Below are 23105 nucleotides of genomic sequence, written 5' to 3'. Positions count from 1 at the left end.
GACTTCACGATGCCTACTCTCAAGCAGGTTGAGCCCAACCGCTACTCCCGTATTCTGGGCTACGGGGCTGCCCGCCCCGACCTGATCGTCACCAACGACGATATTGCCGGCCCGATTGACTCCTCAGATGAATGGATCGTTCAGCGCACCGGCATTAAGACCCGCCACCGTGCCTCAGAAAAGATTTCTGTAACAGATCTTGCTGTGGGGGCTGCTAAGGACGCCCTGACCGCCTCAGGTGTGCAGGGTGAAGAGCTGGATGCCGTCATCGTCGCCACCATCTCCCACCCCTACGCAACCCCCGCCCTCGCGACCCTGGTAGCTGAAGCTGTGGGGTCCAAGGCTCCCGCTTACGATATCTCAGCAGCCTGCGCAGGCTTCTGCTACGGCATCGCCCAGGCGGACGCCCTGGTACGCTCCGGTACCGCCCAGAAGGTTCTGGTCATCGGCGTTGAAAAGCTCTCAGACTTCATCGACAACACCGAACGCACCATTTCCTTCCTGCTCGGTGACGGTGCTGGTGCGGCGGTCGTAGGTGCCTCCGATGAGCCCGGCATCGGCCCCACTATCTGGGGTTCAGACGGCGAGCGCTGGGGCGCTGTGGGCATGACCCATTCCATGCTTGAGATCCGCAACCGTGATTTTGTGGCTAACCCGGTGCAGGAGGGCGAGAAGATTTGGCCGACCCTGCGTCAGGACGGCCAGACGGTCTTCCGTTGGGCTGTCTGGGAGATGGCTAAGGTTGCTCAGAAGGCTCTCGATGCTGCCGGTATTACCGCAGATGACCTGGGGGCGCTGGTGACCCACCAGGCCAATATGCGCATTATCGACCAGATGGTGAAAACCCTGAAGCTGCCCGAGAGCGTTGTGGTGGCCCGCGATATCGAGTGTGCGGGTAACACCTCTGCTGCCTCTGTTCCGCTAGCTGCCCACCAGCTGCTCCAGGATAACCCCGATCTTTCTGGCAAGTTTGCCCTGCAGATTGGTTTCGGTGCGGGTCTGGCCTACGCGGCCCAGGTTGTTGTGCTCCCCTAATCTGCCCTGTGCCGGGTCGGCGGGGCGGGCGTCCGCACCGTATTTTGACAAAATGTTAGATTTATTTCAAAAATTAGGTGGCGTCACAGCTTAGCTTTGTGCGGGCTAAGGGCTACACTCAATTTTGGAAGCTAAAGTGGGCTCTGCCCGCTTATCCCTCAACCGCTGCGCACCCCTGCGCGGTGAGTTACATCAGTGGCCCCACGCCACTCATACTAAGACGAAGGAGCCATCATGGCAGATCAGAACGAAATCCTCGCAGGTCTTGCAGAAATCGTGAACGAAGAGACCGGTGTAGAGGTTGAGGACGTCCAGCTCGAGAAGTCCTTCACCGAGGACCTGGACATCGACTCCATCTCAATGATGACCATCGTTGTGAACGCTGAGGAAAAGTTCGGCGTTACCATTCCCGACGAAGAGGTCAAGAACCTGAAGACCGTCGGCGACGCTGTTAACTTCATCGCTAACGCCTAAGTCGCGTTGACCAGGTTGGGCACGGTCTGATCGTGCCCAACCTGCTTTTTATTCTTTACCCCAACCCAAGACTGTATTCGAAGGAATCAAGCATGACTCGTAAAGTTGTGGTCACCGGCCTCGGCGCCACCACCCCCATCGGTGGGGATGTTCCGACGACCTGGGAAAATGCGCTTGCAGGTGTCTCAGGCATCACCACTATTGAAGAGCCCTGGGTTGAGGAATTCGACCTGCCGGTTTCGATTGCTGGCCGTGTGGCTGTAGACGCTGTTGAGTCGGGCCGCCTGACCAAGGTTGAGGCTAAGCGCCTGGACCCCTCGGGCCAGCTGGCTTTGGTTGCGGCGCGCGAGGCCTGGGAGGACGCCGGTTTTAGCGGCCCTGACGCTGAGGCTGCTGAAGAGTGCGATCCGCTGCGGACCGCGGTTGCTTTTGGTACCGGTATCGGTGGTGTGTGGACTCTGCTTGATGCCTGGGATACTCTGCGCGAGAAGGGCCCGCGCCGTATGCTGCCCATGACGGTTCCCATGCTGATGCCCAACTCAAATGCTGCTGCCGTCTCGATGAACCTGAAGGCCCGTGGCGCTGCCCAGACCGTGGTGTCCGCCTGCGCTTCGTCGACCGAAGCTCTCGAGCTCGGCCTGATGCTGATTCGCTCGGGTAAGGCCGATGTGGTGATTGCCGGTGGTTCTGAGGCTGCAATCCACCCCATGACGATTGGCGCCTTTGCAAAGATGCAGGCCCTATCGACCCGCAACGATGACCCTGCTGGTGCTTCCCGCCCCTACGATACCGACCGCGACGGTTTTGTGATGGGTGAGGGCGGTGCTGCGCTAATTCTTGAATCTGAGGAGCATGCGCTGGCCCGCGGTGCCCGTATCTACGCGGAGCTGGCTGGCACCGGCGTCTCAGCGGACGCCCACCACATCACCGCTCCCGACCCGGATGCTCTGGGTGCTACCCGCGCCCTGCAGGAAGCTCTGACCGATGGCGGTATTTCTCCTGAGCAGGTAGTGCACGTCAATGCGCACGCAACCTCTACTCCCGTGGGTGATATCCCCGAGTCCCTGGCTTTGCGTGAGGTCTTCGGGGAGCACACCGGCAAGGTGGCTGTATCTGCAACCAAGTCAATGACCGGTCACCTGCTCGGCGGTGCCGGTGCTCTTGAAGCTGTACTGACTGTTCTTGCGGTTTACCACCGTAAGGCTCCCTGCACCATTAACCTGGAGAACAAGGACCCCGAGATTGACCTCGATGTTGTCACCAAGGCTCGGGACCTTCCTGCCGGTGAGATTGTTGCTGTCTCGAACTCCTTCGGCTTTGGTGGTCACAACGCTGTAGCGGCTTTCCGTAGCGTCAGCAACTAACACCGTGCTGGTCTAGCTTGTGAGAGAGGGCCCTTCTACGCGAACTCTAGTTCGGGCAGAAGGGCCCTTTTCTGTGCTCTGGGGCGGGGGTGCTCTTGCCTTAGGCCCGGAGCCTGACGGTGGCGCTGGCCGATGAGGCGTTAGGACGCAGGGGCTCAAGTTCGTCGTCCCAGGGCTGGCCAACGGCCGCAGAGAACTGCCGGTAGAGTTCATCGAAATTACCGGCTGCCTTTTCGAAGGCGTAGCGGATGCGGTCTTCGGTTACGGTGAAGTTGCCCTGTAGGTCTACCGGTAGGGTACAGATGCCGAGTTCGGGGGTGTGCATGATGCGTAAGGCATCGGAGGATGCGGTGCGGCGCTCGGTGACTTCAAAATAGCTGTCCTTGAAGTGACGGAGGGTGGAAGCGATGAGGGCTGCTCCCCCGCTGTTGCCCTGCCAGCTGATATCTGCACGGTGGTAGCCCGGTTTCTGGGGTTGGGCTTGCCAGGTGGGGGTCAGCCGGTGGGCAGTGAGATTTTCAAGAGCCCAGGTCACGTGGCTTGTGAGGGCTGAGGGGACAGCCAGCAGAAAGATAAAGCCACCGGTAGGGTTGCCGGTTGTCTCTGATGGAAGGGGGACGGGCTGGCCGGTCTTTTCTGCTGGTGAAAACATGGTCTTCCCATCCTATACCTTCTGCCTTACCTTTAGGCCCGGGGGTGAGCCCTGCTATAGGCCTGGGCAAGGCGGTCTACCGAGACGTGAGTGTAGACCTGGGTGGTTGCTAAAGAACTGTGCCCAAGAAACTCTTGGACGGCTCTGATATCTGCTCCCCCATCGACCATGTGGGTTGCAGCTGTATGGCGGAAGACGTGGGCGCCTGTGGCTTCGGTATCGCCCAAAGTACCCAGCAGGGTGGTAAGGTCTTGGCGAATCTGCCGGGGGTTGGCGCGTTTACCCTGGGGGCCGATGAAGAGGGCGTGTTGAGCCGGGGCGCTTTTAGCTTCTTCTATCTCTGGAAGCCACTGCGGGCGTCCTGCCACAACCCACCGGTTGAGGGCCTGCATAGCCTGAGCCCCGAAGGGCACGACCCGCTCTTTATTGCCCTTACCCAGCACGCGCAGGGTTCGCTGGTGACGGTCAATGCTTGCTAGGTCGAGACCGGTGAGCTCTGAGATGCGCAACCCGCTGGCATAGAGTAGCTCCACTACCGCCTGAAGTCGCAGGAGTCGGGCGTCCCGCGGGGTCTGCTCTAGAGCTGCTGTGAGGGTTGTGGTGAGGGCCTGCATCTGGCCTTCGCTGAGTACCGAGGGCAGGTGGTTGCTCTTCTTGGGGGTCGTGAGTTTGAGTGCCGGGTTGGCTTGGATGAGTTCTTCTTCCTCCGCCCAGGTGAAGAAGGTCCGCAAGGACGAAGTCCGCCGGGCCATAGAGCTCCGGGCAGCTTGTTTGCGGTGATGGTAGGCTAGCCAGCCTCGAATGACTTCAAGGGTGATGTGGGATAGATGGGTGGTACCGTGTCTGCGGGCGTGGGCAAAGAAATCGGTGAGGTCAGAGACGTAGGCCCGAATTGTTTGAGGTGAGCGGTGGAGCTCGTAGGTGAGGTAGCGTTCAAAAGCTTCAAGGGCTCGTACGAACTCTCGGTCTTCGTCGACCGTGGAGGCCCCGATTTTGAGGGTGGTGGGTAGCTGGTCTGCAGGGTGCACCGTACCGCTCCTTCCTACCGGTGACTGAGGTCAGGTCTTCATTCTATCCCCCGGAGCTTTCCGCCGATGGTTTGGTTTTTCGCCAGCCCATGCCTTCCTGCTCTGCAAGGTTGAGTCGGTTGAGTTGAGATAGGGCAATCATGACCGTTCGGGTAGGTAGCGCAAGGTCAGCACTGAGCTGTTCGACAGTAGCCGGAGTGCGGAGAGGCAGTACGTCCCACACCCGTCTTTGAGTTTCTGTGAGCGAATCCAGGAGCTGCTGGTGGGCAGAAGGGGCAGAGAAAAGGCTGGCAGGCTCTGCTCCAAGTTCCGTGGTCCTGTCTTCCAGTATGTGGCGGGTATCGGTGACAAGCTGGGCCAGGCCGTCGCGAATGAGCCGGTGGCAGCCTTCTGAGGTTGGTGAAAAGATAGGGCCGGGTACAGCATAGAGTGGGCGCCCTAGTTCCAGGGCATGGTGGGCTGTGTTGAGCGCGCCGCTGCGCCAGCGGGCTTCGATAACTATGCTGGCCCCGGTGAGAGCGGCGATGAGCCGATTACGCTGGAGGAACCTGTAACGGGTGGGATTCTGCCCCAGGGGAACCTCGCTCAGCAGCAGGCCCCGTTCAATAATCTCGTGCAGCAGGCGTTCATTGGGCTTGGGGTAAAGACGGTCAAGACCTCCCGCCATCAATGCTACGGTGGGCAGGGAAGATGTTGCTGTAGCGAGTGCAGCTCGATGGGCGGTGGCATCTACGCCAAAGGCCCCACCTGAGACCACCGTATAGCCCCGGTTTGCTAGTTCACCGGCCAGGTGGCTGGTTGCTGAGTTACCGTAGGAGCTGACATCGCGGGACCCCACGACCGCATAACTCTTTTCGGTGGTGAGCTGGGCCAGTAGCTGGCGGTCTCCCCTGCCCCAGAGGCCGACCGGAGTTTTTTCTGCGAGGTCATTCAAGGCCTGTGGCCAGTCTGGGTCTTCGGGTATACACAGCCAGCTGCCGCTGGCCCGGGCTAAAGCCATATCCTGTTGGACGCTGATACCTGCCCGCCTGCTCTTCCACCGCTGCGTCCGTTCACCGATGGCACTAGCGAGGGCAGGTGCCGCAGAGACATCGTGTGCTCCTGCTTCCTCAAGGTGGCGGGCTAGAAGACGCGGGGTGAGTTCCTGACGGCCGGTGAGGTAGTCTGCGGCACGGACCGGTCCCACAAGCCGAAGCAGGGTGTAGGTGGCGACGTCCTCGGGGTCGGTAATGCGCAGGATCTCGGTGCGGGCTCTACGAATATCGTGGTGGGGGTCGTGATGTGTCATGTCTGGTAGCTTTCAGTGGCGTGGTTGCGGAAGTAGAGGGCAAGGTCAAGGTGGTCTCGGCTGGGGCTGGTGGCTCCATCTAAGTCGGCTAAGGTCCAGGCTGTCCGTAGCACTCGGTCATAGCCGCGGGCTGTGAGGGTGCCGTGGTCCAGGGCGGTGGAGAGGGACGAGGTCAGTTGGGCTGAAAGCTTGAGAGGGCCTCGCAGAATCTTGCCGTTCGTCTCAGCATTGGTGGTCACGCCCAGCGGGCTCAGTCTTTCCGCCTGGGCTTTGCGGGCTTGACTGACTCGGTAACGGATTTCCTCTGAGCTTTCGTTGGTGCCGCTTGTAGCGAGGTCGGCGGCCGTTACTTTAGGAACACTGATATGAAGATCGATACGGTCAAGCAGGGGCCCCGATAGCCGGCTGAAGTAGGACCTTCGCTCTCGACTGGTACAGGTGCAGTCTAGACCGCGACCCACGTTATAGCCGCAGGGGCAGGGGTTGGCAGCTAGTACGAGTTGAAACCTAGCCGGGTACCGGGCTGAAGCAGCTGAGCGACTAATAATGACTTCGCCGCTTTCGAGGGGCTGGCGCAGAGAATCTAAAACGCTGCGCTTAAATTCCGGGGCTTCATCGAGAAAAAGGACGCCCCGGTGCGCCTTTGAGATGCACCCCGGCTTGGGCAGCCCGGCACCACCTCCCATAATCGCAGGTGCGCTGGCAGTATGATGGGGCGCTTCGAAAGGCGGTCTGGTCATCAGTTCTGTAAGCGGCTCACCCGAACGGCAGAGCGAGTGCACCGCGGTGACATCCAGCGCTTCTTGCGGTGTGAGCGGAGGAAGAATACCGGAGAGACGTTCAGCCAGCATGGTCTTGCCAGAACCGGGTGGGCCGGTCAGCAACAGGTGATGGCCCCCTGCAGCCGCTATTTCAAGGGCTAGGCGCCCCTCCGCCTGCCCGGCGACATCTGCCATATCAGCGCTCTGCTGCGGGCTGCTGTGTTCCACCCCCGTCCTCTGACTCCCCACCAGAACTGGTCTTTTGAGCTTTTCTGGTTCGGGGCAGCCCAGAAGTTCAAACACTTCAGCAAGACAGCTGACCCCGGTCACTTCAACTCCCTCTATGAGGCCTGCTTCTTGGGCATTACCCTCGGGTACAACTACCCGCTCATGCCCGGCATCGCGGGCGGCTTTGACAGCAGGTAGTATTCCGGGAACCTGTCGCACACTCCCATCGAGACCGACTTCGCCCAGGAAGACCGTGCGGCCTGATGAACCTAGCTGCCCCGCCGCCTGCTGGGCTGCAACCAACATGGCCATATCAAATGCCGAGCCGCGCTTGGGAAGGGTAGGCGGGGTGAGGTTGATGGTGAGTTTCTGGGGTGGCAGGGGCAGCCCGGAATTCTTCGCGGCAGACCGCACCCGGTCTTTGGCCTCGTTCAAAGAACTATCGGGCAAGCCCAGCAGGACGAAGCCGGGTAGGGCAGATGAGATATCGGCTTCTACTTCAACGAGGTAGCCAGTGACACCCACCAGGGCAACCGAATAGGTTCGTGCGAAGGCCACGGCTACACCACCGCCTGCCGGTGCTCAAAGGTGAAATCAGTGGGGCTCCCGCACAGGGCAATAGCGTCTACTCTCATGGTGGAATAGGGAGCCCGGTTTTCTGCTAACCAGGCGTAGGCCAGGTGTCGTAGCATCTGGCGTTTCCGAGTAGTAATGGATTCAAGAGGGTGCCCGTAGCCCGCAGCAGAACGGGTTTTAACCTCGATAAAGACCAGGGTCTGGTCGCTATCGCGCATAATCAAATCAAGTTCGCCACTCCACCGCGGCCGCTCTTCAGTTCGTGCGGGCCGCCAGTTACGAGCTAAGAGGGTATAGCCTTGTTGCTCTAAGACTGCCAGGGCGATATCTTCACCCCAGCGCCCCACTTCTTTGGGCCGCAAGGACGCATGGGGTGAGGATGGTTGTAGTGCGGGGTTCATGGGGGTCTCCTTCAAGTATCAGGGTTAGCCCCATCATGACCTACCGGGTCTGGTTCTACCTACCTCTGTGCTGTCTGTGGATATCCCCGGCTCCCCTATACCACCAGGTCAGCGCCAGATAGCTCCCGTATTCACGCTCATAAACGGTACAGCCGTGACGCAACCATGACGCCCCGCGCATCCTTATCCCCAGGCAGCTGCACCGGGCGTCCGCGCATCTCTGCATACGAAAAACCCGCCCCCTTCCCTCACGGGAAGGAGGCGGGCTCACACGCTAGCTTTTAGGCCGAACCGGGGTCGAAATCACTCATAGTCGGCACTACCAGGTCTTCAGCGGCAGCGCGTTCTTCAACGTTCACATCGCGCACCGAATACACCTTCACGTTCTTAACAAACCGAGACTGGCGGAAAATATCCCACACCCACACGTCCTGCATCTCAACCTCAAAATACAGAGACCCATCAGCAGTTCGCGGGGTCACCTGCACCTGGTTGGCCAGGTAAAAACGGCGGTCGGTCTCAACGATATAGGTAAAGAGCTCAGCTACATTCTTGTACTCTTCATACAGGGCTAGCTGGGCACCTGACTCGTAGCTCTCAAGATCCTCTTGGCTCATACTTCTTCCTTCTCTCGTTCCACCATAGCCTGCTGGATTTGTGCCTCGGTAGCCGGCAGCGACCAGCTCAGCCGATGCAGGGGGGTGGGCCCCATCGTTGCTATCGCGGTGCGGTGGGCGCCCGACCCGTAGCCCTTATTTTTTGCCCAGCCGTAGCCGGGGTAGCGCACGTCTAACTCGTCCATGAGGGTATCGCGCTCCACCTTAGCCACCACCGAGGCAGCCGCGATAGAAGCACAGCGGTAGTCACCCTTAATCTCCATCTGCACCGGCCCGAACCAGCCACCGGACTCCCCCGCCAGACCTGCCCAGGCTTCAGCCACCAGCCCACGGTAGAGGGAGGTTGCCGGATCAAGGTCGGCAAAAAGGTCAGCCTCGGGGGCAGAAAGCCAGTTATGCTTGCCGTCCAAGAGGACGGCGTCAGGGTAGGCCCCAGCCCGAGCCACCTGGGCAAGAACCCGCTGCCCCGCTAAACGCAGGGCCGTGGTGATACCCAGAGCATCAATTTCAGCAGGGCTGGCGTGCCCCACTGCGGTCACGGCCCACTGCTTCACCTGCGGAACCATCGCCACCCGCTTTTTCTCGGTCAGGGCCTTTGAATCGATGAGCCCCTCGATACTGAGCTGGGCGCTCGCCTCAATCACGGCAACCCCAACGGTTACCGGCCCGGCCAGCGGACCGCGCCCCACCTCGTCCATACCCGCCACCAGGGTCTTGCCCGCTGCAAAAAGCTCGGTTTCGACGCTCAGGTCAGCGGACGCGGTTTCTTTAGTTGGCACGGTCTTACTCGGTATCGGGTACGTCGGCAAAGACATCGCTAGCCCCACCGACGAACGTGAAGTTAGACAGGGGCCAGGCGACGACGAAGACTTCGCCCACAACATCGGCATCGTTGATGAACTCGGTGCCGGTCTGAATATGGTAGCGGGAGTCAGCAGAGTTAGAGCGGTTATCGCCCATGACGAAGTAGGAGTTCTGGGGAACGATCACGTCGAAGGGAAGCTCGGTGGGGCTTACACCGGGCTTGAGATAGGTCTCGTCAATTTCTACGCCGTTGACGGTGATGCGACCATCGGCGGTACCTACGATGTGGTCACCGCCCACCCCAATCACACGCTTGACCAGGTAGTTTGATGAGCTATCGGGCATAACCCCCACAAAGGCTAGGGCATCGCGTACGGGGTTAGAGCTGGTAGAGACAGGCATCCAGCCCTGAGTGTCTTTGAAGACCACGATGTCGCCGCGCTCGGCTTCGGTGAAGAGCCCACCTGCCACGTTCACAAAAACGCGGTCGTTAATCTGCAGGGTATCTTCCATGGAGCTAGAAGGAATGTAAAACCCGCGAACCACAAAGGTCTTCAGCAGGAAGGCGATGAGCACCGCGTAGAGGATAATCAGGGCGTACTCTTTGACCGCGCTGTTTTCGCGGCGGCGCTTACCGCCGCGGGGCTTGTCGGTCGAGGCTGTGGTGGCGTCCTGTGCCGTTGCCTCGATGCTGTCTGAGTTCTTCTGCTGCTCCATGAGCCCGCACCCTTCTGCTGTGAACGTGTTTAGAGGATAGTTTAGTGGTTTTAGCTGGGAGCTTGACCAAAGCGGTGGGCCGGCCAGGCGATGAAGACCGGGGTGCCGATGATTTTCTCGGTGCGGATCATACCGCCGCCGGGTGCCCCTAGCAGGGCCCGGGAGTCAGCGGACGCCGAGCGGTGGTCGCCCATCACCCACATGCGTCCTTCGGGCACCTGTACGCTAAAGCTCACCTCGCTGGCGCTGTCGCCGGGGTAAAGATAGGGCTCTTCGGAGCGCTGCCCATTGATGAGAAGATAGCCCTCGGCATCGCAGCACTCGACGGTATCGCCAGCTACTCCGATGACGCGCTTGATGTAGACCGTATCTGATCCCACCAACCCGAGCCACTGCCCCGCGGTTGTGAGCGGGTCACGTACCCAGGGGCTGCCGGGTACATAGGGGGCGAAGGAGCCGGTACCGTCAAAAACGACCACATCGCCACGCTGGGACTCGGTAGCTAGTTTTGAGACTAGAATACGGTCGCCCGGTTCATAGGTGGGTTCCATAGAACTTGAGGGTATGTAGAACACATCAATGAAAAAGGAACGAACCACCAGGAGCACGGTAAAGGCGAGGGTCGCAGCGACAGCAACAAGGCGCCAGCCCTGTAGAAAGGGTTGGCGCCTTGCCTCAGAAGAGTCGGCGTTTACGCCAGTCTCCATAAATCTGATGAAACCTAAATGGCTTAGGCTTCGCGCTTCTCGCGGATACGAGCAGCCTTACCGTGACGGTCGCGCATGTAGTAGAGCTTTGCACGGCGGACGTCACCGCGGGTGACAACCTCGATCTTTTCAATGACGGGAGAGTGTACGGGGAAGGTACGCTCTACACCAACACCGAAGGAAACCTTGCGGACGGTGAAGGTTTCGCGGACGCCAGCGCCCTGACGACCAACGACGAAGCCCTTGAAGACCTGGACACGACTGCGGTTACCTTCAACAATGTTGACGTGTACGTTCAGGGTGTCGCCGGGGCCGAACTCGGGGATGTCGGTGCGAAGTGACTTGTTGTCAATGAAGTCAAGAGTCTGCATTGAGTTTCTCCGTGAATATCTCTGCCGCAGGTCAAACATATTCGGTGTATGTCGCAGGCAGTGTCTAGGGGTCACCGGGTGGTGCCAGACTGATGCTGTCTGCGATGAATTCTTGTCTCACCGGCACTGAACGGTCAGAGCCGGTGGTTCATGCTGTTATAGGTCGCTCTTCCCCCTGCGGCAGGGGCGTGCCCAGCATGAACACAAAGAAAAATTATCCCACAGAAAACCCGCCTGCACCAGGGGTGCCGGGGCGGGCGTCCGCGTGTTGCTTGTGAGCTTACCTACTTTACCGACCTTCGCTCGAAAGCTCGGCCTCACGCTCAGCTTTTTGGGCAGCTTTCTGCTCGGTGTGAAGCTCCTGCAGGAGCTTGCGGTCTTTCTTGTCCCAGTTCTCTGCGGGGTAGGCCTTGACCATGTCGGGGCGGCGGGCGAAGGTGCGCTTGATTTGCTCGTCACGGCGCCAGCGGGCAATGGCACCATGGTTGCCAGAGAGCAGGACGGGCGGCACCTGCTGGTTTCGCCAGGTAGCGGGCTTGGTGTAGACCGGGTACTCCAGCAGCCCGCCGGTGTGGGACTCTTCAGCCAGGGATTCGGGGTTGCCCATAGCACCGGGAATCAGGCGGGTAATGGCCTCAATCATCACCATCACGGCCACTTCACCCCCGTAGAGCACGTAGTCGCCGATGGAAACAGGCAGCACCCTAAATTCCTGCTCAGCCCAGTCCAGTACACGCTCGTCAATACCTTCGTAGCGGGCCGGGGCGAACACGATGTGCTCTTCTTCTGCCAGGTCGTAGGCCAGCTGCTGGTTGAAGACGGTGCCGGCCGGTGAGGGCACGATCAGCAGGGGTTTGCTCCCGTCCGCCCGTGCGGACGCCGGTGAGGCGGCAAGCGTCTGATCCAGGGCAAGGCCCCAGGGCTCGGGTTTCATAACCATGCCAGCTCCCCCGCCGTAGGGGGTATCGTCGACGGTCTTGTGCCGGTCGAAGGCGAAGTCACGCAGGTTGGTCAGGTGCAGGTCGACCTTGCCCGATTCACGGGCTTTGCCCATGAGGGAGAGCTCTAGCGGGGCCAGGTATTCGGGGAAGATGGTGATGACGTCAAAGCGCATGAGCGTTAGTTGTGCTCACTCTCGGTCTCGGGTTCTGCTTCTTCATCGTCGCTGTTGAGTTCGAGCAGGCCGGCTGGAGGGTTGATGATGATGTAGCCCTCTTCGGTGTCGATAGCGGGGATGAGTTCTTCGACGAAGGGGATCATGACCTCTTCACCGTCTGCGGTGTTTTCGAGAATCAGCAGATCCTGGGTAGGCATGGTCTGCAGGCCGGTGACGATGGCGATGGGCTCTTCGGGTAGGTAGCCGTCCTTGAGGTCGGCGGCCAGGTAGACGGGCAGGTCGAGCAGTTCGTGCTCGTAGTAGCCTTCGTCGTCGCTGTCGGTGTCGGTTTCTGCGGAGGAGTCGAAGGTGAGGCGGGTGTCGCGGAGTTCTTCGGCCTGGTTGCGGTTGGTGACTTCTTCGAAGGCTACGACCAGGATTTTTTTGTTCCAGCGGGATTTTTTGACGGTGAGGGTGCCTGCGGGGGCGATGGTGCCTGCGGGGCTTGCGGGGTTGAAGTTTTCGATGTCGAGTACGGCCCCGGGAGCGAAGCGTTCTTCGGGGGCGTCGGTGAAGAGCTGGACGGTGACTTCGCCGCGGATGCCGTGGGGTTTGCCGATGCGGGCGACCTGTACCTGCACGCGTATCTCCTTGGGGGTAAAGGTGTTGTGGGGTTTGGGTCTAACTTTACCGGGTTTTGCGGACACCGGTGGGTAGATAAAAGCCCCGTACCAGCGAGATGCTAGCCCGGGGCTTGTGTAGTTAGTTTGAAGGGGTGTTGTGTGCTGTTGCTTCTATACCGAAGGTAGCTGCAGCGTGAAGTTGGGCCGCTTTGCCGGTAAGGGGTTCTTCTTCACGCGGGGTGTTGAGCCCGAGCTCAGCAGCGTGGGAGAGTAGCTCCCAGTATTCTTCGTTATGAAGGAGCATGTTTTCAGCGGAGGTGCTGGTCATTATTGGCCCTCTCTCCTGTTCTCATAGCATGGAAAATTACCATGATGGTGTCGTTCTGAATTGGTTTGACGAGAACTTCGATAAGGTCTCGTGTGTAGGGGTCGGGGTGCCCAATATAGCGGTAGATTGGTTCCTTGCTAATGTCGTATTCGCGATACATCCATTGCGCATGGATGATTGCGTTCCATATCTCAGCTTCGGTATAGCCGTGTTTGAAGGCTGAGCGTGTGTAGTGCTTTCGAGGCACTTTAGTAGGGTCGAAAGTCATGGGAAGCTTCCTGTAGCTTATTCCCCTTTACCCGTTTTCTTTCTCACTCATTATTTTAGAACGCAGGTTACTTGGAGGCAATGGGGGTTCTGAGGCCCAGGCCAGCAGGAGGTATGGCAAGGGCACCAAGGACGCGGACGCCGGTGGGTAGGTACAAGAAAGCCCCTACAGCTGATAAGCGGTAGGGGCTTCTTGAGAAGTATTCAGTTAGCGTCGTCGGTCGGTGTCGATGACGTCTACACGCACGTGGTCGCCGTCGTTGATGGCGTTGACCACGGTGCGGATGCTCTTGGCGGTGCGGCCGGAGCGGCCAATCACACGGCCAAGGTCATCAGGGTTCACGCGAACCTCCAGGGTTTCGCCCCGGCGGCCGGTTTTGGCGCGTACCTGGACGTCGTCTGGGTTGTCGACGATACCCCGAACGAGGTGTTCGAGAGCGTCAGCCAACATGATTACTCAGCTGCTTCCTCAGAAGCTGCTTCTTCAGCAGCCTCTTCTGCGGGAGCTTCTTCAGCCTTGTCCTCGCCCTTGGGGGTGATTGCCTCGGGAAGGATGACGGAACCCTTTTCGGGAACAACGAACTCGGGCTTTGCGTCAACGGGCTTTACGGTTGACTCAGCCTTTTCGCCCTTGGCAGCAGCCAGGTCGCCGGTCAGCTTCAGCAGAGCAGCTACCTGCTCGGTGGGCTGGGCGCCAACTGACAGCCAGTACTGGGCACGCTCTGAGTTGATCTCGATGCGTGAGGGGTTCTCGGTCGGGTGGTAAATGCCGATTTCCTCGATAGCCTTACCGTCACGCTTGGTGCGTGAGTCAGCTACTACAACACGGTAGCGGGGATCGCGGATTTTACCGAAACGCTTCAGACGAATTTTAACAGCCACTGTAGTGGTTTCTCCTGTTTTCTATAACTGTTCGAGGTCAGGGGTCAGCTCGTGGGGCGGGCTTCGTCAAGACCTCTGCGGACACAATTTCTCCCGGATGAGAGGGGCCGGGAAAAATCGAGTACCCGTCAAGTATGCCAGCTCCGCCCCGCTTAATCTAGGGTTACGCCTGGGGTGTCTATGTGTTGTTGAAAACGAACTCAAAAGAAGCACGATGCGTAGCCCACCGTCCCTCCCACTTCAGATTTATTTTTTGAGCGCCTGCTTCCAGCTGACCGAGGTGCCGCCGCGCATAATGTTGGCCCGGTAGATGCGGGCGCCGAGGCGGGTGAGGAGGGCTGCTGTTGCCAGGGTGAGGGTAAGAGCGAGCAGGGGTTCCCAGAGGGCTACATCGTCGGTGAGTAGGCGGCGGGGCATGGCGATGGAGGACAGGATTGGCATAAAGGAGATGACCTTGAGCCAGGTCCCTGAGAGGTAGATGCCGGCGAAGAGGGCGGCAATCAGCACCATGGTGATGGGGTTGGAGAGGTTGGCGATGTCTTCGGTGCGGGCTGCCATGGCACCTACTGCGGCCCAGATGGTGGCGATGGCTGCGAAGCCGGCGATGTAGAAGAGGGCGAACCAGCTAGCTGAGGGGAGGATCCAGCCGAATTCTGCGGCGGCTCCGGTGATTTGCATGCCTGTGAGGCCGGTGACTGCATAAACGGCTACCTGAAGGATGGCGAGCACGATGTTGCCCACGATTTTTCCGGTGAGTAGCTGCCCCAGGGGTATGGCGGTGGCAATAATTTCGACGATGCGGTTTTGTTTTTCTTCGACAACTGAGTTGGCGATGGCTACGCCGAAGAGCACGGTGGTCATGTAGAAGATCATGGCGAAGACCATGGCGATGAGAAAGGCCAGGCCGGTGTTTTGGTTACCGGAGAGGACGCTGGTGCTCACCTGGGTGCCTGCGGCCAGGGCTTGCAGGTCAACGCCTGCTTGGGCGGCGTTTTCGGCGGTGATGGTGGAGGTGATAACGGCGCTCAGTTCAGTGACCAGGCTGTTGTCAGGAGATGAGTCGAAAATGAGTTCCCAGCCTTCTTCGGTGGGGGCTAGGTAGGCGTCCGCGTCCCCGTCGGCAACGAGGGTGCGGGCGGCGTCCGCGCTGTCGACCTGGGTGGCGGTGTAGCTGGTGTTCTCGTCGCTGCTGGCTTCAGCGGCAGCGACCAGGGAGGTGGCTCGGTCGTCGCTGGTGGCTACGGTGTAGTCGGTTGACCCTGAGCTCATAAAGTAAGGGATGAGGATTGCGGCCAGGATAATGACGAGGGAGAAGATGGTTCCGCCGATGAAGGATTTGTCGCGCAGCTTGACCATGATTTCGCGGGTAGCGACGATTTGCCAGGCGTTTTTGGGGGCGGTGCTGGGGCGGGTGGGTGCGGTGTTCATTGGCCGGTGACCTTTCGGTAGATGTCGCCGAGGGTGGGGAGCTGGCGGGAGAACTCGTGTATGTCGTGGTGGAGGCCGGTGCTCAGGATCTGATGGCGGACGCTGGCCAGGTCAGCGCCGGGGGCCAGTTCGAGGACGGCATCGGTACCGGAGACGTCGAGGACGTTCACCCCGGCCAGGTCGCGGAGCCAGGCGGCGTCTGAACCACCCCGGTAGAGGTAGCGGGAGGCGCCTGATTCGCGCAGCTCAGTGGCGCTACCGGCCGCCCGCACGGTACCACCGTGCAGAATGACGACGCGGTCGCAGAGGCGGTCGACCAGGTCGAGCTGGTGGGATGAGAAGAGGATGGGGACGCCGGTGCGCATGAGCTCCCGCATCATGGAAACCATGGTATCTACGGCTCTGGGGTCCAGACCGGAGAAGGGCTCATCGAGAATCAGGGCGGTGGGCTGGTGCAGGATTGAGGCTACAATCTGTACCCGCTGCTGGTTGCCCAGAGAGAGGGATTCAAGTTTGTCGTTCAGACGTTCTCCCAGCCCCAGTTCAGTCAGATGCTCGGTGGCGACGGACCGGGCAGTGCTGGCGCTCATGCCGCGTAACTGCCCCATGTAAACCACCTGGGCCAAGATAGCCTGCTTGGGGTACAGGCCGCGTTCTTCGGGCATGTAGCCAAAGTTTGCGCGGTCTTCGGCGGTGATGGCATGCCCGCCGTAAAGTACCTGCCCGGCAGTCGGTTCGAGCAAACCCATAATCATGCGCATGGTGGTGGTCTTGCCAGCAGCGTTTGCGCCAAGAAAACCGGTCATGGAGCCGGGTTCAACGGTAAAGCTCACCTTTTCTACGGCGGCTGTGGCGGTGGGGCCATTGCCGTAGACCTTGGTGAGGTCGCGGACTTCTATCGTACGGTCATTCATAAGGGCACTTCCTGTGGCTTGCTTGTACCCCCAAGTCTAGAAAGTCCACGCGAAGAAGAACTCCCCCATGGGGCGGAGCTTCACTGGGGAGTTCTTTTGGGATGCCAACAGGCGGAGTTAGCCAGCTAGCCCTACCCGGTGGGCAAAAATTACGGCGCCAACCCGGTCACGGCTGTGAGTCTTGGCCAGGATGTTCGATACGTGAGTTTTGACGGTTGCAGCTCCCAGAAAGAGTTGTTCTGCAATTTCCGCGTTGGTCAGCCCCTGGGCGAGCAGTTCCAGGGTCTCTTTCTCGCGCGGTGTCAAGGCTGCAAGAGCAAAGGCATCGTCGGGGCTCAGGTCGCTGGTGGCCTGCACTCCCCCAGCCTGTCCCTGCCCGGCGCGTCCTGCCGGGGTGGTGGCGTCCTGCCCCTTAGTCTGCTCCACAAAACGGGCGATGAGCGGCAGGGTCATTTCGGGTGAGAGCAGAGCTAGACCCCCGGCGACCTTACGGATAGCAGCAACCAGCTCATCAGCGTCTGAGGTTTTGAGCAGGAAACCGCTGGCGCCGGCTTGCAGGGCTGAGAAGAGGTAGTCTTCGCGGTCAAAGGTCGTGAGAATAAGGACGGCTGTGCCCGGCAGCTGCTCGGTCAAGGCGGCGGTGGCGGTGATTCCGTCCATCACGGGCATTTGAACGTCCATGAGCACTACATCGGGGCGGACGCTTGCGGCAAGTTCCAGGGCCTCTTTGCCGTTGCGGGCCTGGCCGACTACCTCGATGTCGTCCTCCATGGAGAGAATGAGGGCGAAACCGGATCGCACCATGTCTTGGTCATCAGCTAACAGTACTTTGAGGGTCATGAGGCGCTCCTAGAGGCGTCGGGGTCGTGGGTTTCGTCAATGTCTATAGGGAAACGCACCTGCACCTTCCAGCCGGGGGCACCCTGCCTCCGGCCTGCCCAGCAGGTACCACCCAAGGCGGCAGCTCGTTCCCGGATGCCTTGCAGACCGTAACCGTGGTGGCTGGAATCGGGTATGTACTCTTGGCCTTCTCCCCGCTCTAGGCCGGTGGCAGGGCCGTCATCGGTGACCTCTAATTCAGCCCAGTAGGCACCGGTGCTGCCGCCGGTACGCAGGGCCAGCACCGCGTTTTGGGCCGCTGAATGTTTGCGCACATTGGTCAGGGCTTCTTGGGCCATGCGGTAGATAGAGAGCTGCGTTCCCTGCTGCAAGCTGGATAGCCGGGTCAGGTCCTGTTCACTGACCTGCACTCGGGTTGTCACACCTACCGTCGTCATATGCTCCACCAGGTCAAAGATTTCGGTTACCTGGGGCTCTTTGGCTGCCCCGCTCCCCTGCTCCGATTCCCCGGCAGCCCGCATCACGCGAATCAGGTTCTTCATCTCAGCAACCGAGGACCGGGCCAACTTTTCAATATTTGTCAGGGGCTCAGCCGCCAGTTCCGGCTTCTTTTCTAGAGCTCGACGGGCAGCAGCTGCCTGGATCCCCATAGAAGAAACATGGTGCCCCACCGAGTCGTGAAGCTCCCTGGCAATACGCAGGCGGTCGCGGGTGACGGCGTCCTGGGCCATCTGCTCGGCCTGCTGCTCTAGCTGCCGGGCCTGGGCAGCAAGGACGGTCCGCTGGTAGGCCTGGTTCCAGGCGGTTCGCCCCATGAGGGCTGCGCACCCGTAGTAGAAAAGGTTCGTGACGAAAGCCATCACGTAGCCAGCCGTTGCCTGGCTAAAAGGCCCCCCGGAATACTCTTCAACACCCGCCATGCTGTAGGCCGAGTCGGTTACCACCCAGGCAATCACGATCCAGACGAGGGCAGCAGCACAGACCAGGGCGTAGACAATCCAGGTCAAGGTGCGGTTTTTGCCCCAGGCTATGCCGGCAAAAAGCACCGCGAAATAGCAGAGCTGGTAGCTCAGGGTGGCGGGCGCTATTTCGGACACATAACTCAGAGCAAAGAAAAGGGCGGTGGCTACCAGCATCATGCTCAGCGGGTAGATACGGCGCAAAATCAAGGGCAGGGTCATAGCAGCAGCTGCCCCATAGGAATAGCGAATCTGCTCGGTATCGTCCCCCAGAAAACCCGCAGAATGGTAGGCGGCATTCAAGAAAAGAGTAGCTGCAAGCACCACGCCCCACACCAAAACATCTTTACGTAAGGACGCCGCCGGTGGGGTGGGCCGCTCCCAGTCGGGGTCTATCTGTGAGAAGGAAAAACGGGTGGCAGTGTTCACCTGTCCACTGTATCAAGACCTAGCACGGAGCAACTCCCCCGCTAGAGGGAAAGTACCTACTGTTGGTCGCGCACCCCGAAGAAACGCCCCAGCTGCTGGCGGGCAAGCTGCCCAGCCTGCCGACCCAGTTTTTGGGTATTGCGCACAACCTTGGGAGCCTTGGGCTCAGGACTTCTCTCTTCCTCTTGCTGAGCCTGGGCCCGTAGCTCTTCGGTCAGTGAGAGGGGGCGGGTCTGATGATGCTCCATCGGGGGGAGCTTTTCTGCGGCTACAACCCGCTGGTAGACCCGGGCGATTAGCATCTCAGCAGCACCGGTAGCTCCTAGAGTCGCTGCTGCAATCAGCGCTGCTCGGGGTGAACGCCCCTGTGTCGCACGTCGGGCTGCCCACAGAGCCAGAGCCCCTGAGGCACCCAGCTGAGCTGCGGCGTCCGCGGTCAGAAGCCAGGGGCGCTGGCGGATTTCGCGGCTGACAGTGCTGAGCGTATCGGTACCGTTAGGGTAAGCGGTGACGCTTTCCTTGAAACGGTCAAGACCGTTCATATCGGCGGTGAAGCGGCGATAGCCCACGAACTCGTCCAGGCCTACGGCCCCGGTGAGCACTTTGAGGAGCTCTTCAGGTAGTTCCAGGGCGTGAATGGTGGACTCGAGCCCGTCGCTGCTTTCGCAGTCCAGCACGTAGTTGGTTAGGCGGTTAGCGGTTTGTTCATCAAGCCCATAAAGCCAGATGAGCTGTTCAAGCTGGTCGCGGGCGGCTAGTTCCCTGAACGGTGCGGGGAGTAGACCGGGCAGACTCCAGACCAGGTTGCCCACTTCGCTGGAGGTTCGTTCCAGAGACGAACCAATCTTGGTGTAGGGTGACCAGCTAAAGGTGAGCACGGAACCCACCAGTCCGGAATCGGGTGTACCCATGACCTGGTTGACCCAGTCGGTGACGCTACCGGTTTCGGGGCCGGTGGAATCAGCAGGTAGGACGAAGGTCAGGTTCTGCCCGAAGAGGGTTTGTTCAGCCACAATTGAGGGCACGTCCATGGCTTCAAGCAGGCTGGCTAGAGTCTGGGGGTCAGCGGTGATAAGAGACCAGCCCTTATCGGCAGGTGCCGCCTCAACCTCACCTGCCATGAGCTCAGGCTGCATGTAAGTGGCAAGGTCAGCCATCGACAGTTCCACCAGCGCAGCACTCACCCCGTACGGGTCAAGGCTCAGGGAATCGATGCCATGGGAGAAGGACGCCAGGTGGTAGTCCTCCTCCGGCTTCTGGGGTAGTAAGTCGGTAGCCCCTGGGAAGGTCTGCTCCAGCTGGGTCAGAAAATCAGCCAGAGGTTGGCCCGGTAGGAGTACCCCGGTGCCATCGGTCTGCACGGTACGCAAGGACGCCTGCCCCGGCACCCGCTCGCACAGCACGAAGAGCTGGGCGCGGCGTCCGTCCGTCTCAAGGGCCGTCACCGTCGCCACCGACTCTAAATAGCCCGCTAGCTGAGGGGTGATCTCCCAGTTCAGCAGTTCCATCGCTGCCAGAGCCTCTGGGGTGGGGTCGCCGGTCATTGCCTGAAGTTCCTCTGCGGTAACTTCAGTAGGAATATCTTCAGGCTCTGCCACAAGCTCTTCGCTCCCCTGCTCTGCCTGCATAATCTGCTGAATCAGATCATCAAACTTATCGGGGTCGGCTGCGAGCTCCTCAACGCTTTTGATGTCTTCATCGGTGTACTCGTAGCTCTGGTCAGCTCCCTGAGCCTGATCCCGAATCATGCCGATGATGCTCTCTAGCTGATCCCGAACCTGCTGCTCAACGTCAGCAGGCAGGGCAAGCTGCTCACCGGCGTCCGTCCCCTGCTGAGTATCAGACGTACCGCTGTACAGGGCGGGCACTAGCTCCCGCCAGCTCCCCCAGGGCTGGGCACGATCAATGCGCAGACGCACCCACAGCACATCAGAACCCACAACCTCCCCGCGGGAGGCACCCTGCTGGGCGGGGTCACGGTGTGATTCAGTCATATGCTTACAATCCTTATCAACGCTTCATCAAACGGGCAGAACTCTGCCCCGGGCTACATGGCGCAGGGGTAACTAACGCGCAGGTGAATCGCTAGAGAACTCGTACACAGCCCCGGTCTGCAAGGCACGGAAAGCCTGCTGCAAACGGTAGGCCTGCCCCTGATCAAAGTAGTTACCCAAATCTTCGGGCGCTACCCATTCATAAGCGGTCAGCTCTTCTTCCTGCAGGGTAATCACCGCATCGGCAGGAAGTACACCGGCGTCATAAATATAGCTGGTTGAATCGCCCCAAATGCCCATCTGCAGGCCGTGGAAGATTACCAGAAGACGGCCCGGTTCAAGGGTAAGGCCAACTTCCTCAGCCACCTCACGGAAGCAGGCTGGCTGCGGAGCTTCGCCCGCCTCAACGGTGCCACCCGGGATAGTCCAGCCGTCCTTATAGTTAGGCTTGACCAGCAGCATCTGCCCCTCTTCATTCCGAATCACAGCACCGGCCGCCAGACGACGGGTGGGCAGACTTTCAATAAAAGCCTTCAGCTCTTCTTCAGGAAGATAGGAATCAACCACGGCACTGCTCCTTCTCGGCTGGCGGTTACTACACCCAATGTACCGCGCCTGACCACAGCGTGAAAGGTAGAGGGGCCCTTGCACTCTCTCAGCAGAACTTCCCCGCCCGCCTCGCGTCCTTAATGACTAAAGGGGCGGGGGAAGCTGACCGCTTACCCCCGCCCCTAGAGCAGGTTTACTTGAGGAACTTCTCAAAGCCCTTGGGCAGGTTCAGGTCCTCGGGCTTGACATCCTGGGCCTGCTGGCCGAAAGCTGACCCCAGAGCAGCCTGCTGCTTAGCTGCCGCTGCCTGCTCCTGCTGAGCACGCTTAGCCGGGTTGCCGGAACGAGCCTTCTGCTTGCCCTTACCCTTGCCCTTGTTCTTGCGAGCGGCGCCACCGGCAGCAGCCATACCGGGCATCTGCATGCCACCGGGCATACCTGCCATATTACCGCTGGCAAGCTTCTTCATCATCTTCTGGGCCTGGGCAAAACGCTCCATGAGCATGTTGACCTCAGAGACGGTGACACCTGCACCCTTGGCGATACGGGCACGGCGGGAGCCGTTGATAATCTTGGGGGCAACTCGCTCGTGAGGGGTCATGGAGCGCACGATTGCTTCGACGCGGTCGATTTCCTTCTCATCGAAGTTCTCTAGCTGCTGACGGATCTGGGCGGCACCCGGCATCATCATGAGCAGCTTCTTCATGGACCCCATCTTGCGAATCTGCTGCATCTGGGCCAGGAAGTCCTCGAAGGTGAAGTCCTCCTGGTCAACGAACTTCTTGGCCATGCGGTCAGCTTCGGCCTTGTCCCAGGTCTGCTCGGCCTGCTCAATCAGGGTGAGGACGTCACCCATGTCGAGAATACGGCTGGCCATGCGGTCGGGGTGGAACTGCTCAAAGTCGGTGACGTTTTCACCGGTTGAGGCAAACATGATGGGCTTGCCGGTTACCGAGGCAACGGACAGGGCGGCACCACCGCGGGCGTCACCGTCCAGCTTGGAGAGCACGACGCCGGTGAAGTCGACGCCCTCGTTGAAGGCGTTAGCGGTGTTGACGGCGTCCTGACCGATCATGGCGTCGATAACGAAGAGGACTTCGTTGGGTTCAATGGCGTCGCGGATATTGCGGGCCTGCTGCATGAGCTCAGCATCTACACCCAGGCGGCCTGCGGTATCGACGATGACCACATCGTGCAGCTTGGCACGGGCCTCAGCGACACCGTCGCGGGCGACCTGTACGGGGTCGCCGGTGGGCACGTCGAATTCACTGGTGACACCGGGGTGCGGGGCGTAAACGGGCACGCCAGCGCGTTCACCCACCACCTTGAGCTGGTTAACAGCGTTGGGGCGCTGCAGGTCAGAGGCCACCAGCATGGGGGTGTGGCCCTGCTTCTTGAGCCAGTGGGAAAGCTTACCGGCCAGGGTGGTCTTACCGGCGCCCTGCAGACCGGCCAGCATGATGATGGTGGGGCCGGTCTTGGCCATATTGATACGGCGGGTCTGGCCACCCAGAATGTTGACCAGCTCTTCGTTGACGATTTTGACGATCTGCTGGGAGGGGTTGAGGGCTTCGGAGACCTCGGCGCCCAGGGCGCGTTCCTTGATGTGGGAGGTAAATTCGCGGACGACGGGTACGGCCACGTCGGCATCCAGCAGGGCACGGCGAATCTCGCGTACTGTAGCGTCAATATCTGCTTCAGTCAGCTTGCCTTTGCCGCGCAGGTTTTTGAAGGTTGCTGTCAACCGGTCTGAGAGTGAATTAAACACGGGCT

Annotated in this window: 26 protein-coding genes; 3 read left to right on the top strand and 23 right to left on the bottom strand. The window is 60.0% G+C overall.

The window, feature by feature from the left end:
* Positions 1–9: 9 nt before the first annotated feature.
* The 3 genes from ACRCJM_RS04600 (at position 10) to fabF (ending at position 2873) form a co-directional block, all read left to right on the top strand.
* The gene (locus ACRCJM_RS04600; RefSeq protein ID WP_431463970.1) at positions 10–1035 is read left to right on the top strand and encodes a beta-ketoacyl-ACP synthase III; all 1026 of its coding nucleotides are present in this window, start codon (positions 10–12) and stop codon (positions 1033–1035) included.
* 234 nt (positions 1036–1269) lie between these two features.
* Positions 1270–1509 (top strand): acyl carrier protein, encoded by a 240-nt coding sequence (locus ACRCJM_RS04595; RefSeq protein WP_185174557.1) that lies wholly within the window; start codon positions 1270–1272, stop codon positions 1507–1509.
* A 92-nt stretch (positions 1510–1601) separates the two neighbouring features.
* Positions 1602–2873, top strand: coding sequence for a beta-ketoacyl-ACP synthase II (fabF, locus tag ACRCJM_RS04590; RefSeq protein WP_237205793.1), 1272 nt, complete (start codon positions 1602–1604; stop codon positions 2871–2873).
* A 100-nt stretch (positions 2874–2973) separates the two neighbouring features.
* On the opposite strand, the gene ACRCJM_RS04585 is transcribed toward fabF, so the two are convergent.
* The 23 genes from ACRCJM_RS04585 to ffh all read right to left on the bottom strand — a co-directional run bounded on the left by ACRCJM_RS04585 (position 2974) and on the right by ffh (position 23100).
* Entirely contained in the window at positions 2974–3525 is a 552-nt protein-coding gene (locus ACRCJM_RS04585; protein ID WP_237205794.1) for a DUF3145 family protein, read from the bottom strand.
* Between the two features lie 32 nt (positions 3526–3557).
* Positions 3558–4553, bottom strand: coding sequence for a tyrosine recombinase XerC (locus ACRCJM_RS04580; protein ID WP_431463969.1), 996 nt, complete (start codon positions 4551–4553; stop codon positions 3558–3560).
* A gap of 43 nt (positions 4554–4596) precedes the next feature.
* Positions 4597–5841 carry a DNA-processing protein DprA gene (dprA, locus tag ACRCJM_RS04575; RefSeq protein ID WP_431463968.1) on the bottom strand — a complete coding sequence of 415 codons (1245 nt, stop codon included), beginning with the start codon at positions 5839–5841 and terminating at the stop codon, positions 4597–4599.
* Positions 5838–7388: a YifB family Mg chelatase-like AAA ATPase gene (locus ACRCJM_RS04570; RefSeq protein ID WP_431463967.1), complete on the bottom strand. Its 1551-nt coding sequence runs from the start codon at positions 7386–7388 to the stop codon at positions 5838–5840. The genes dprA and ACRCJM_RS04570 overlap by 4 nt, the downstream gene beginning before the upstream one ends.
* A gap of 2 nt (positions 7389–7390) precedes the next feature.
* Positions 7391–7807 (bottom strand): YraN family protein, encoded by a 417-nt coding sequence (locus ACRCJM_RS04565; protein WP_431463966.1) that lies wholly within the window; start codon positions 7805–7807, stop codon positions 7391–7393.
* 281 nt (positions 7808–8088) lie between these two features.
* Positions 8089–8424, bottom strand: coding sequence for a DUF2469 family protein (locus tag ACRCJM_RS04560; RefSeq protein ID WP_185174550.1), 336 nt, complete (start codon positions 8422–8424; stop codon positions 8089–8091).
* The gene (locus tag ACRCJM_RS04555; RefSeq protein WP_431463965.1) at positions 8421–9203 is read right to left on the bottom strand and encodes a ribonuclease HII; all 783 of its coding nucleotides are present in this window, start codon (positions 9201–9203) and stop codon (positions 8421–8423) included. The genes ACRCJM_RS04560 and ACRCJM_RS04555 overlap by 4 nt, the downstream gene beginning before the upstream one ends.
* 4 nt (positions 9204–9207) lie before the next feature.
* On the bottom strand, positions 9208–9945 hold the full coding sequence (gene lepB, locus ACRCJM_RS04550; protein ID WP_431463964.1) for a signal peptidase I: 738 nt from the start codon (positions 9943–9945) through the stop codon (positions 9208–9210).
* Between the two features lie 50 nt (positions 9946–9995).
* Positions 9996–10652, bottom strand: a complete 657-nt coding sequence (gene lepB, locus ACRCJM_RS04545) for a signal peptidase I (protein WP_431463963.1) — start codon at positions 10650–10652, stop codon at positions 9996–9998.
* Between the two features lie 23 nt (positions 10653–10675).
* Positions 10676–11023 (bottom strand): 50S ribosomal protein L19, encoded by a 348-nt coding sequence (gene rplS / locus ACRCJM_RS04540; RefSeq protein WP_135011098.1) that lies wholly within the window; start codon positions 11021–11023, stop codon positions 10676–10678.
* A gap of 289 nt (positions 11024–11312) precedes the next feature.
* Positions 11313–12137 carry a tRNA (guanosine(37)-N1)-methyltransferase TrmD gene (trmD, locus tag ACRCJM_RS04535; RefSeq protein WP_431463962.1) on the bottom strand — a complete coding sequence of 275 codons (825 nt, stop codon included), beginning with the start codon at positions 12135–12137 and terminating at the stop codon, positions 11313–11315.
* A gap of 5 nt (positions 12138–12142) precedes the next feature.
* Positions 12143–12760 carry a ribosome maturation factor RimM gene (gene rimM, locus ACRCJM_RS04530; RefSeq protein ID WP_431463961.1) on the bottom strand — a complete coding sequence of 206 codons (618 nt, stop codon included), beginning with the start codon at positions 12758–12760 and terminating at the stop codon, positions 12143–12145.
* A 121-nt stretch (positions 12761–12881) separates the two neighbouring features.
* Positions 12882–13070: a hypothetical protein gene (locus ACRCJM_RS04525; protein WP_237194130.1), complete on the bottom strand. Its 189-nt coding sequence runs from the start codon at positions 13068–13070 to the stop codon at positions 12882–12884.
* Positions 13051–13338, bottom strand: a complete 288-nt coding sequence (locus tag ACRCJM_RS04520) for a hypothetical protein (RefSeq protein WP_237194132.1) — start codon at positions 13336–13338, stop codon at positions 13051–13053. The genes ACRCJM_RS04525 and ACRCJM_RS04520 overlap by 20 nt, the downstream gene beginning before the upstream one ends.
* A gap of 207 nt (positions 13339–13545) precedes the next feature.
* Positions 13546–13788, bottom strand: coding sequence for an RNA-binding protein (locus ACRCJM_RS04515; RefSeq protein ID WP_135011094.1), 243 nt, complete (start codon positions 13786–13788; stop codon positions 13546–13548).
* A 2-nt stretch (positions 13789–13790) separates the two neighbouring features.
* The gene (rpsP, locus tag ACRCJM_RS04510; RefSeq protein WP_185174544.1) at positions 13791–14219 is read right to left on the bottom strand and encodes a 30S ribosomal protein S16; all 429 of its coding nucleotides are present in this window, start codon (positions 14217–14219) and stop codon (positions 13791–13793) included.
* A gap of 246 nt (positions 14220–14465) precedes the next feature.
* Positions 14466–15647, bottom strand: coding sequence for an ABC transporter permease (locus tag ACRCJM_RS04505; RefSeq protein ID WP_431463960.1), 1182 nt, complete (start codon positions 15645–15647; stop codon positions 14466–14468).
* Positions 15644–16561, bottom strand: coding sequence for an ABC transporter ATP-binding protein (locus ACRCJM_RS04500; protein WP_431463959.1), 918 nt, complete (start codon positions 16559–16561; stop codon positions 15644–15646). Before ACRCJM_RS04500 ends, ACRCJM_RS04505 begins: the two co-directional genes overlap by 4 nt.
* Positions 16562–16678: 117 nt before the next feature.
* A complete protein-coding gene (locus tag ACRCJM_RS04495) occupies positions 16679–17401 on the bottom strand; it encodes a response regulator (protein WP_431463958.1) in 723 nt (240 codons plus the stop codon).
* Positions 17398–18789, bottom strand: coding sequence for a histidine kinase (locus ACRCJM_RS04490; RefSeq protein ID WP_431463957.1), 1392 nt, complete (start codon positions 18787–18789; stop codon positions 17398–17400). Before ACRCJM_RS04490 ends, ACRCJM_RS04495 begins: the two co-directional genes overlap by 4 nt.
* Positions 18790–18845: 56 nt before the next feature.
* Complete coding sequence (locus ACRCJM_RS04485) at positions 18846–20783, bottom strand: hypothetical protein (protein WP_431463956.1); 1938 nt, start codon at positions 20781–20783, stop codon at positions 18846–18848.
* A gap of 72 nt (positions 20784–20855) precedes the next feature.
* Entirely contained in the window at positions 20856–21350 is a 495-nt protein-coding gene (locus tag ACRCJM_RS04480) for an NUDIX domain-containing protein (protein WP_431463955.1), read from the bottom strand.
* A gap of 175 nt (positions 21351–21525) precedes the next feature.
* Positions 21526–23100, bottom strand: coding sequence for a signal recognition particle protein (ffh, locus tag ACRCJM_RS04475; protein ID WP_237186088.1), 1575 nt, complete (start codon positions 23098–23100; stop codon positions 21526–21528).
* Between the last annotated feature and the right edge of the window lie 5 nt (positions 23101–23105).

Source organism: Rothia sp. L_38, assembly GCF_050689125.1.
Lineage (GTDB): Bacteria > Actinomycetota > Actinomycetes > Actinomycetales > Micrococcaceae > Rothia.
Note: the sequence above shows the minus strand (reverse complement) of the source record. Positions and strands in the feature narration are given on the sequence as shown.

What these genes read in the sequence shown, in the direction of transcription:
- ACRCJM_RS04600 (WP_431463970.1), top strand. Translation starts at nt 10, where the DNA reads ATGCCTACTCTCAAGCAGGTTGAGCCCAACCGCTACTCCCGTATTCTG.
- ACRCJM_RS04595 (WP_185174557.1), top strand. Translation starts at nt 1,270, where the DNA reads ATGGCAGATCAGAACGAAATCCTCGCAGGTCTTGCAGAAATCGTGAAC.
- fabF (WP_237205793.1), top strand. Translation starts at nt 1,602, where the DNA reads ATGACTCGTAAAGTTGTGGTCACCGGCCTCGGCGCCACCACCCCCATC.
- ACRCJM_RS04585 (WP_237205794.1), bottom strand. Translation starts at nt 3,525, where the DNA reads ATGTTTTCACCAGCAGAAAAGACCGGCCAGCCCGTCCCCCTTCCATCA.
- dprA (WP_431463968.1), bottom strand. Translation starts at nt 5,841, where the DNA reads ATGACACATCACGACCCCCACCACGATATTCGTAGAGCCCGCACCGAG.
- ACRCJM_RS04565 (WP_431463966.1), bottom strand. Translation starts at nt 7,807, where the DNA reads ATGAACCCCGCACTACAACCATCCTCACCCCATGCGTCCTTGCGGCCC.
- ACRCJM_RS04560 (WP_185174550.1), bottom strand. Translation starts at nt 8,424, where the DNA reads ATGAGCCAAGAGGATCTTGAGAGCTACGAGTCAGGTGCCCAGCTAGCC.
- lepB (WP_431463964.1), bottom strand. Translation starts at nt 9,945, where the DNA reads ATGGAGCAGCAGAAGAACTCAGACAGCATCGAGGCAACGGCACAGGAC.
- lepB (WP_431463963.1), bottom strand. Translation starts at nt 10,652, where the DNA reads ATGGAGACTGGCGTAAACGCCGACTCTTCTGAGGCAAGGCGCCAACCC.
- rplS (WP_135011098.1), bottom strand. Translation starts at nt 11,023, where the DNA reads ATGCAGACTCTTGACTTCATTGACAACAAGTCACTTCGCACCGACATC.
- trmD (WP_431463962.1), bottom strand. Translation starts at nt 12,137, where the DNA reads ATGCGCTTTGACGTCATCACCATCTTCCCCGAATACCTGGCCCCGCTA.
- ACRCJM_RS04525 (WP_237194130.1), bottom strand. Translation starts at nt 13,070, where the DNA reads ATGACCAGCACCTCCGCTGAAAACATGCTCCTTCATAACGAAGAATAC.
- ACRCJM_RS04520 (WP_237194132.1), bottom strand. Translation starts at nt 13,338, where the DNA reads ATGACTTTCGACCCTACTAAAGTGCCTCGAAAGCACTACACACGCTCA.
- ACRCJM_RS04515 (WP_135011094.1), bottom strand. Translation starts at nt 13,788, where the DNA reads ATGTTGGCTGACGCTCTCGAACACCTCGTTCGGGGTATCGTCGACAAC.
- ACRCJM_RS04505 (WP_431463960.1), bottom strand. Translation starts at nt 15,647, where the DNA reads ATGAACACCGCACCCACCCGCCCCAGCACCGCCCCCAAAAACGCCTGG.
- ACRCJM_RS04500 (WP_431463959.1), bottom strand. Translation starts at nt 16,561, where the DNA reads ATGAATGACCGTACGATAGAAGTCCGCGACCTCACCAAGGTCTACGGC.
- ACRCJM_RS04495 (WP_431463958.1), bottom strand. Translation starts at nt 17,401, where the DNA reads ATGACCCTCAAAGTACTGTTAGCTGATGACCAAGACATGGTGCGATCC.
- ACRCJM_RS04485 (WP_431463956.1), bottom strand. Translation starts at nt 20,783, where the DNA reads ATGACTGAATCACACCGTGACCCCGCCCAGCAGGGTGCCTCCCGCGGG.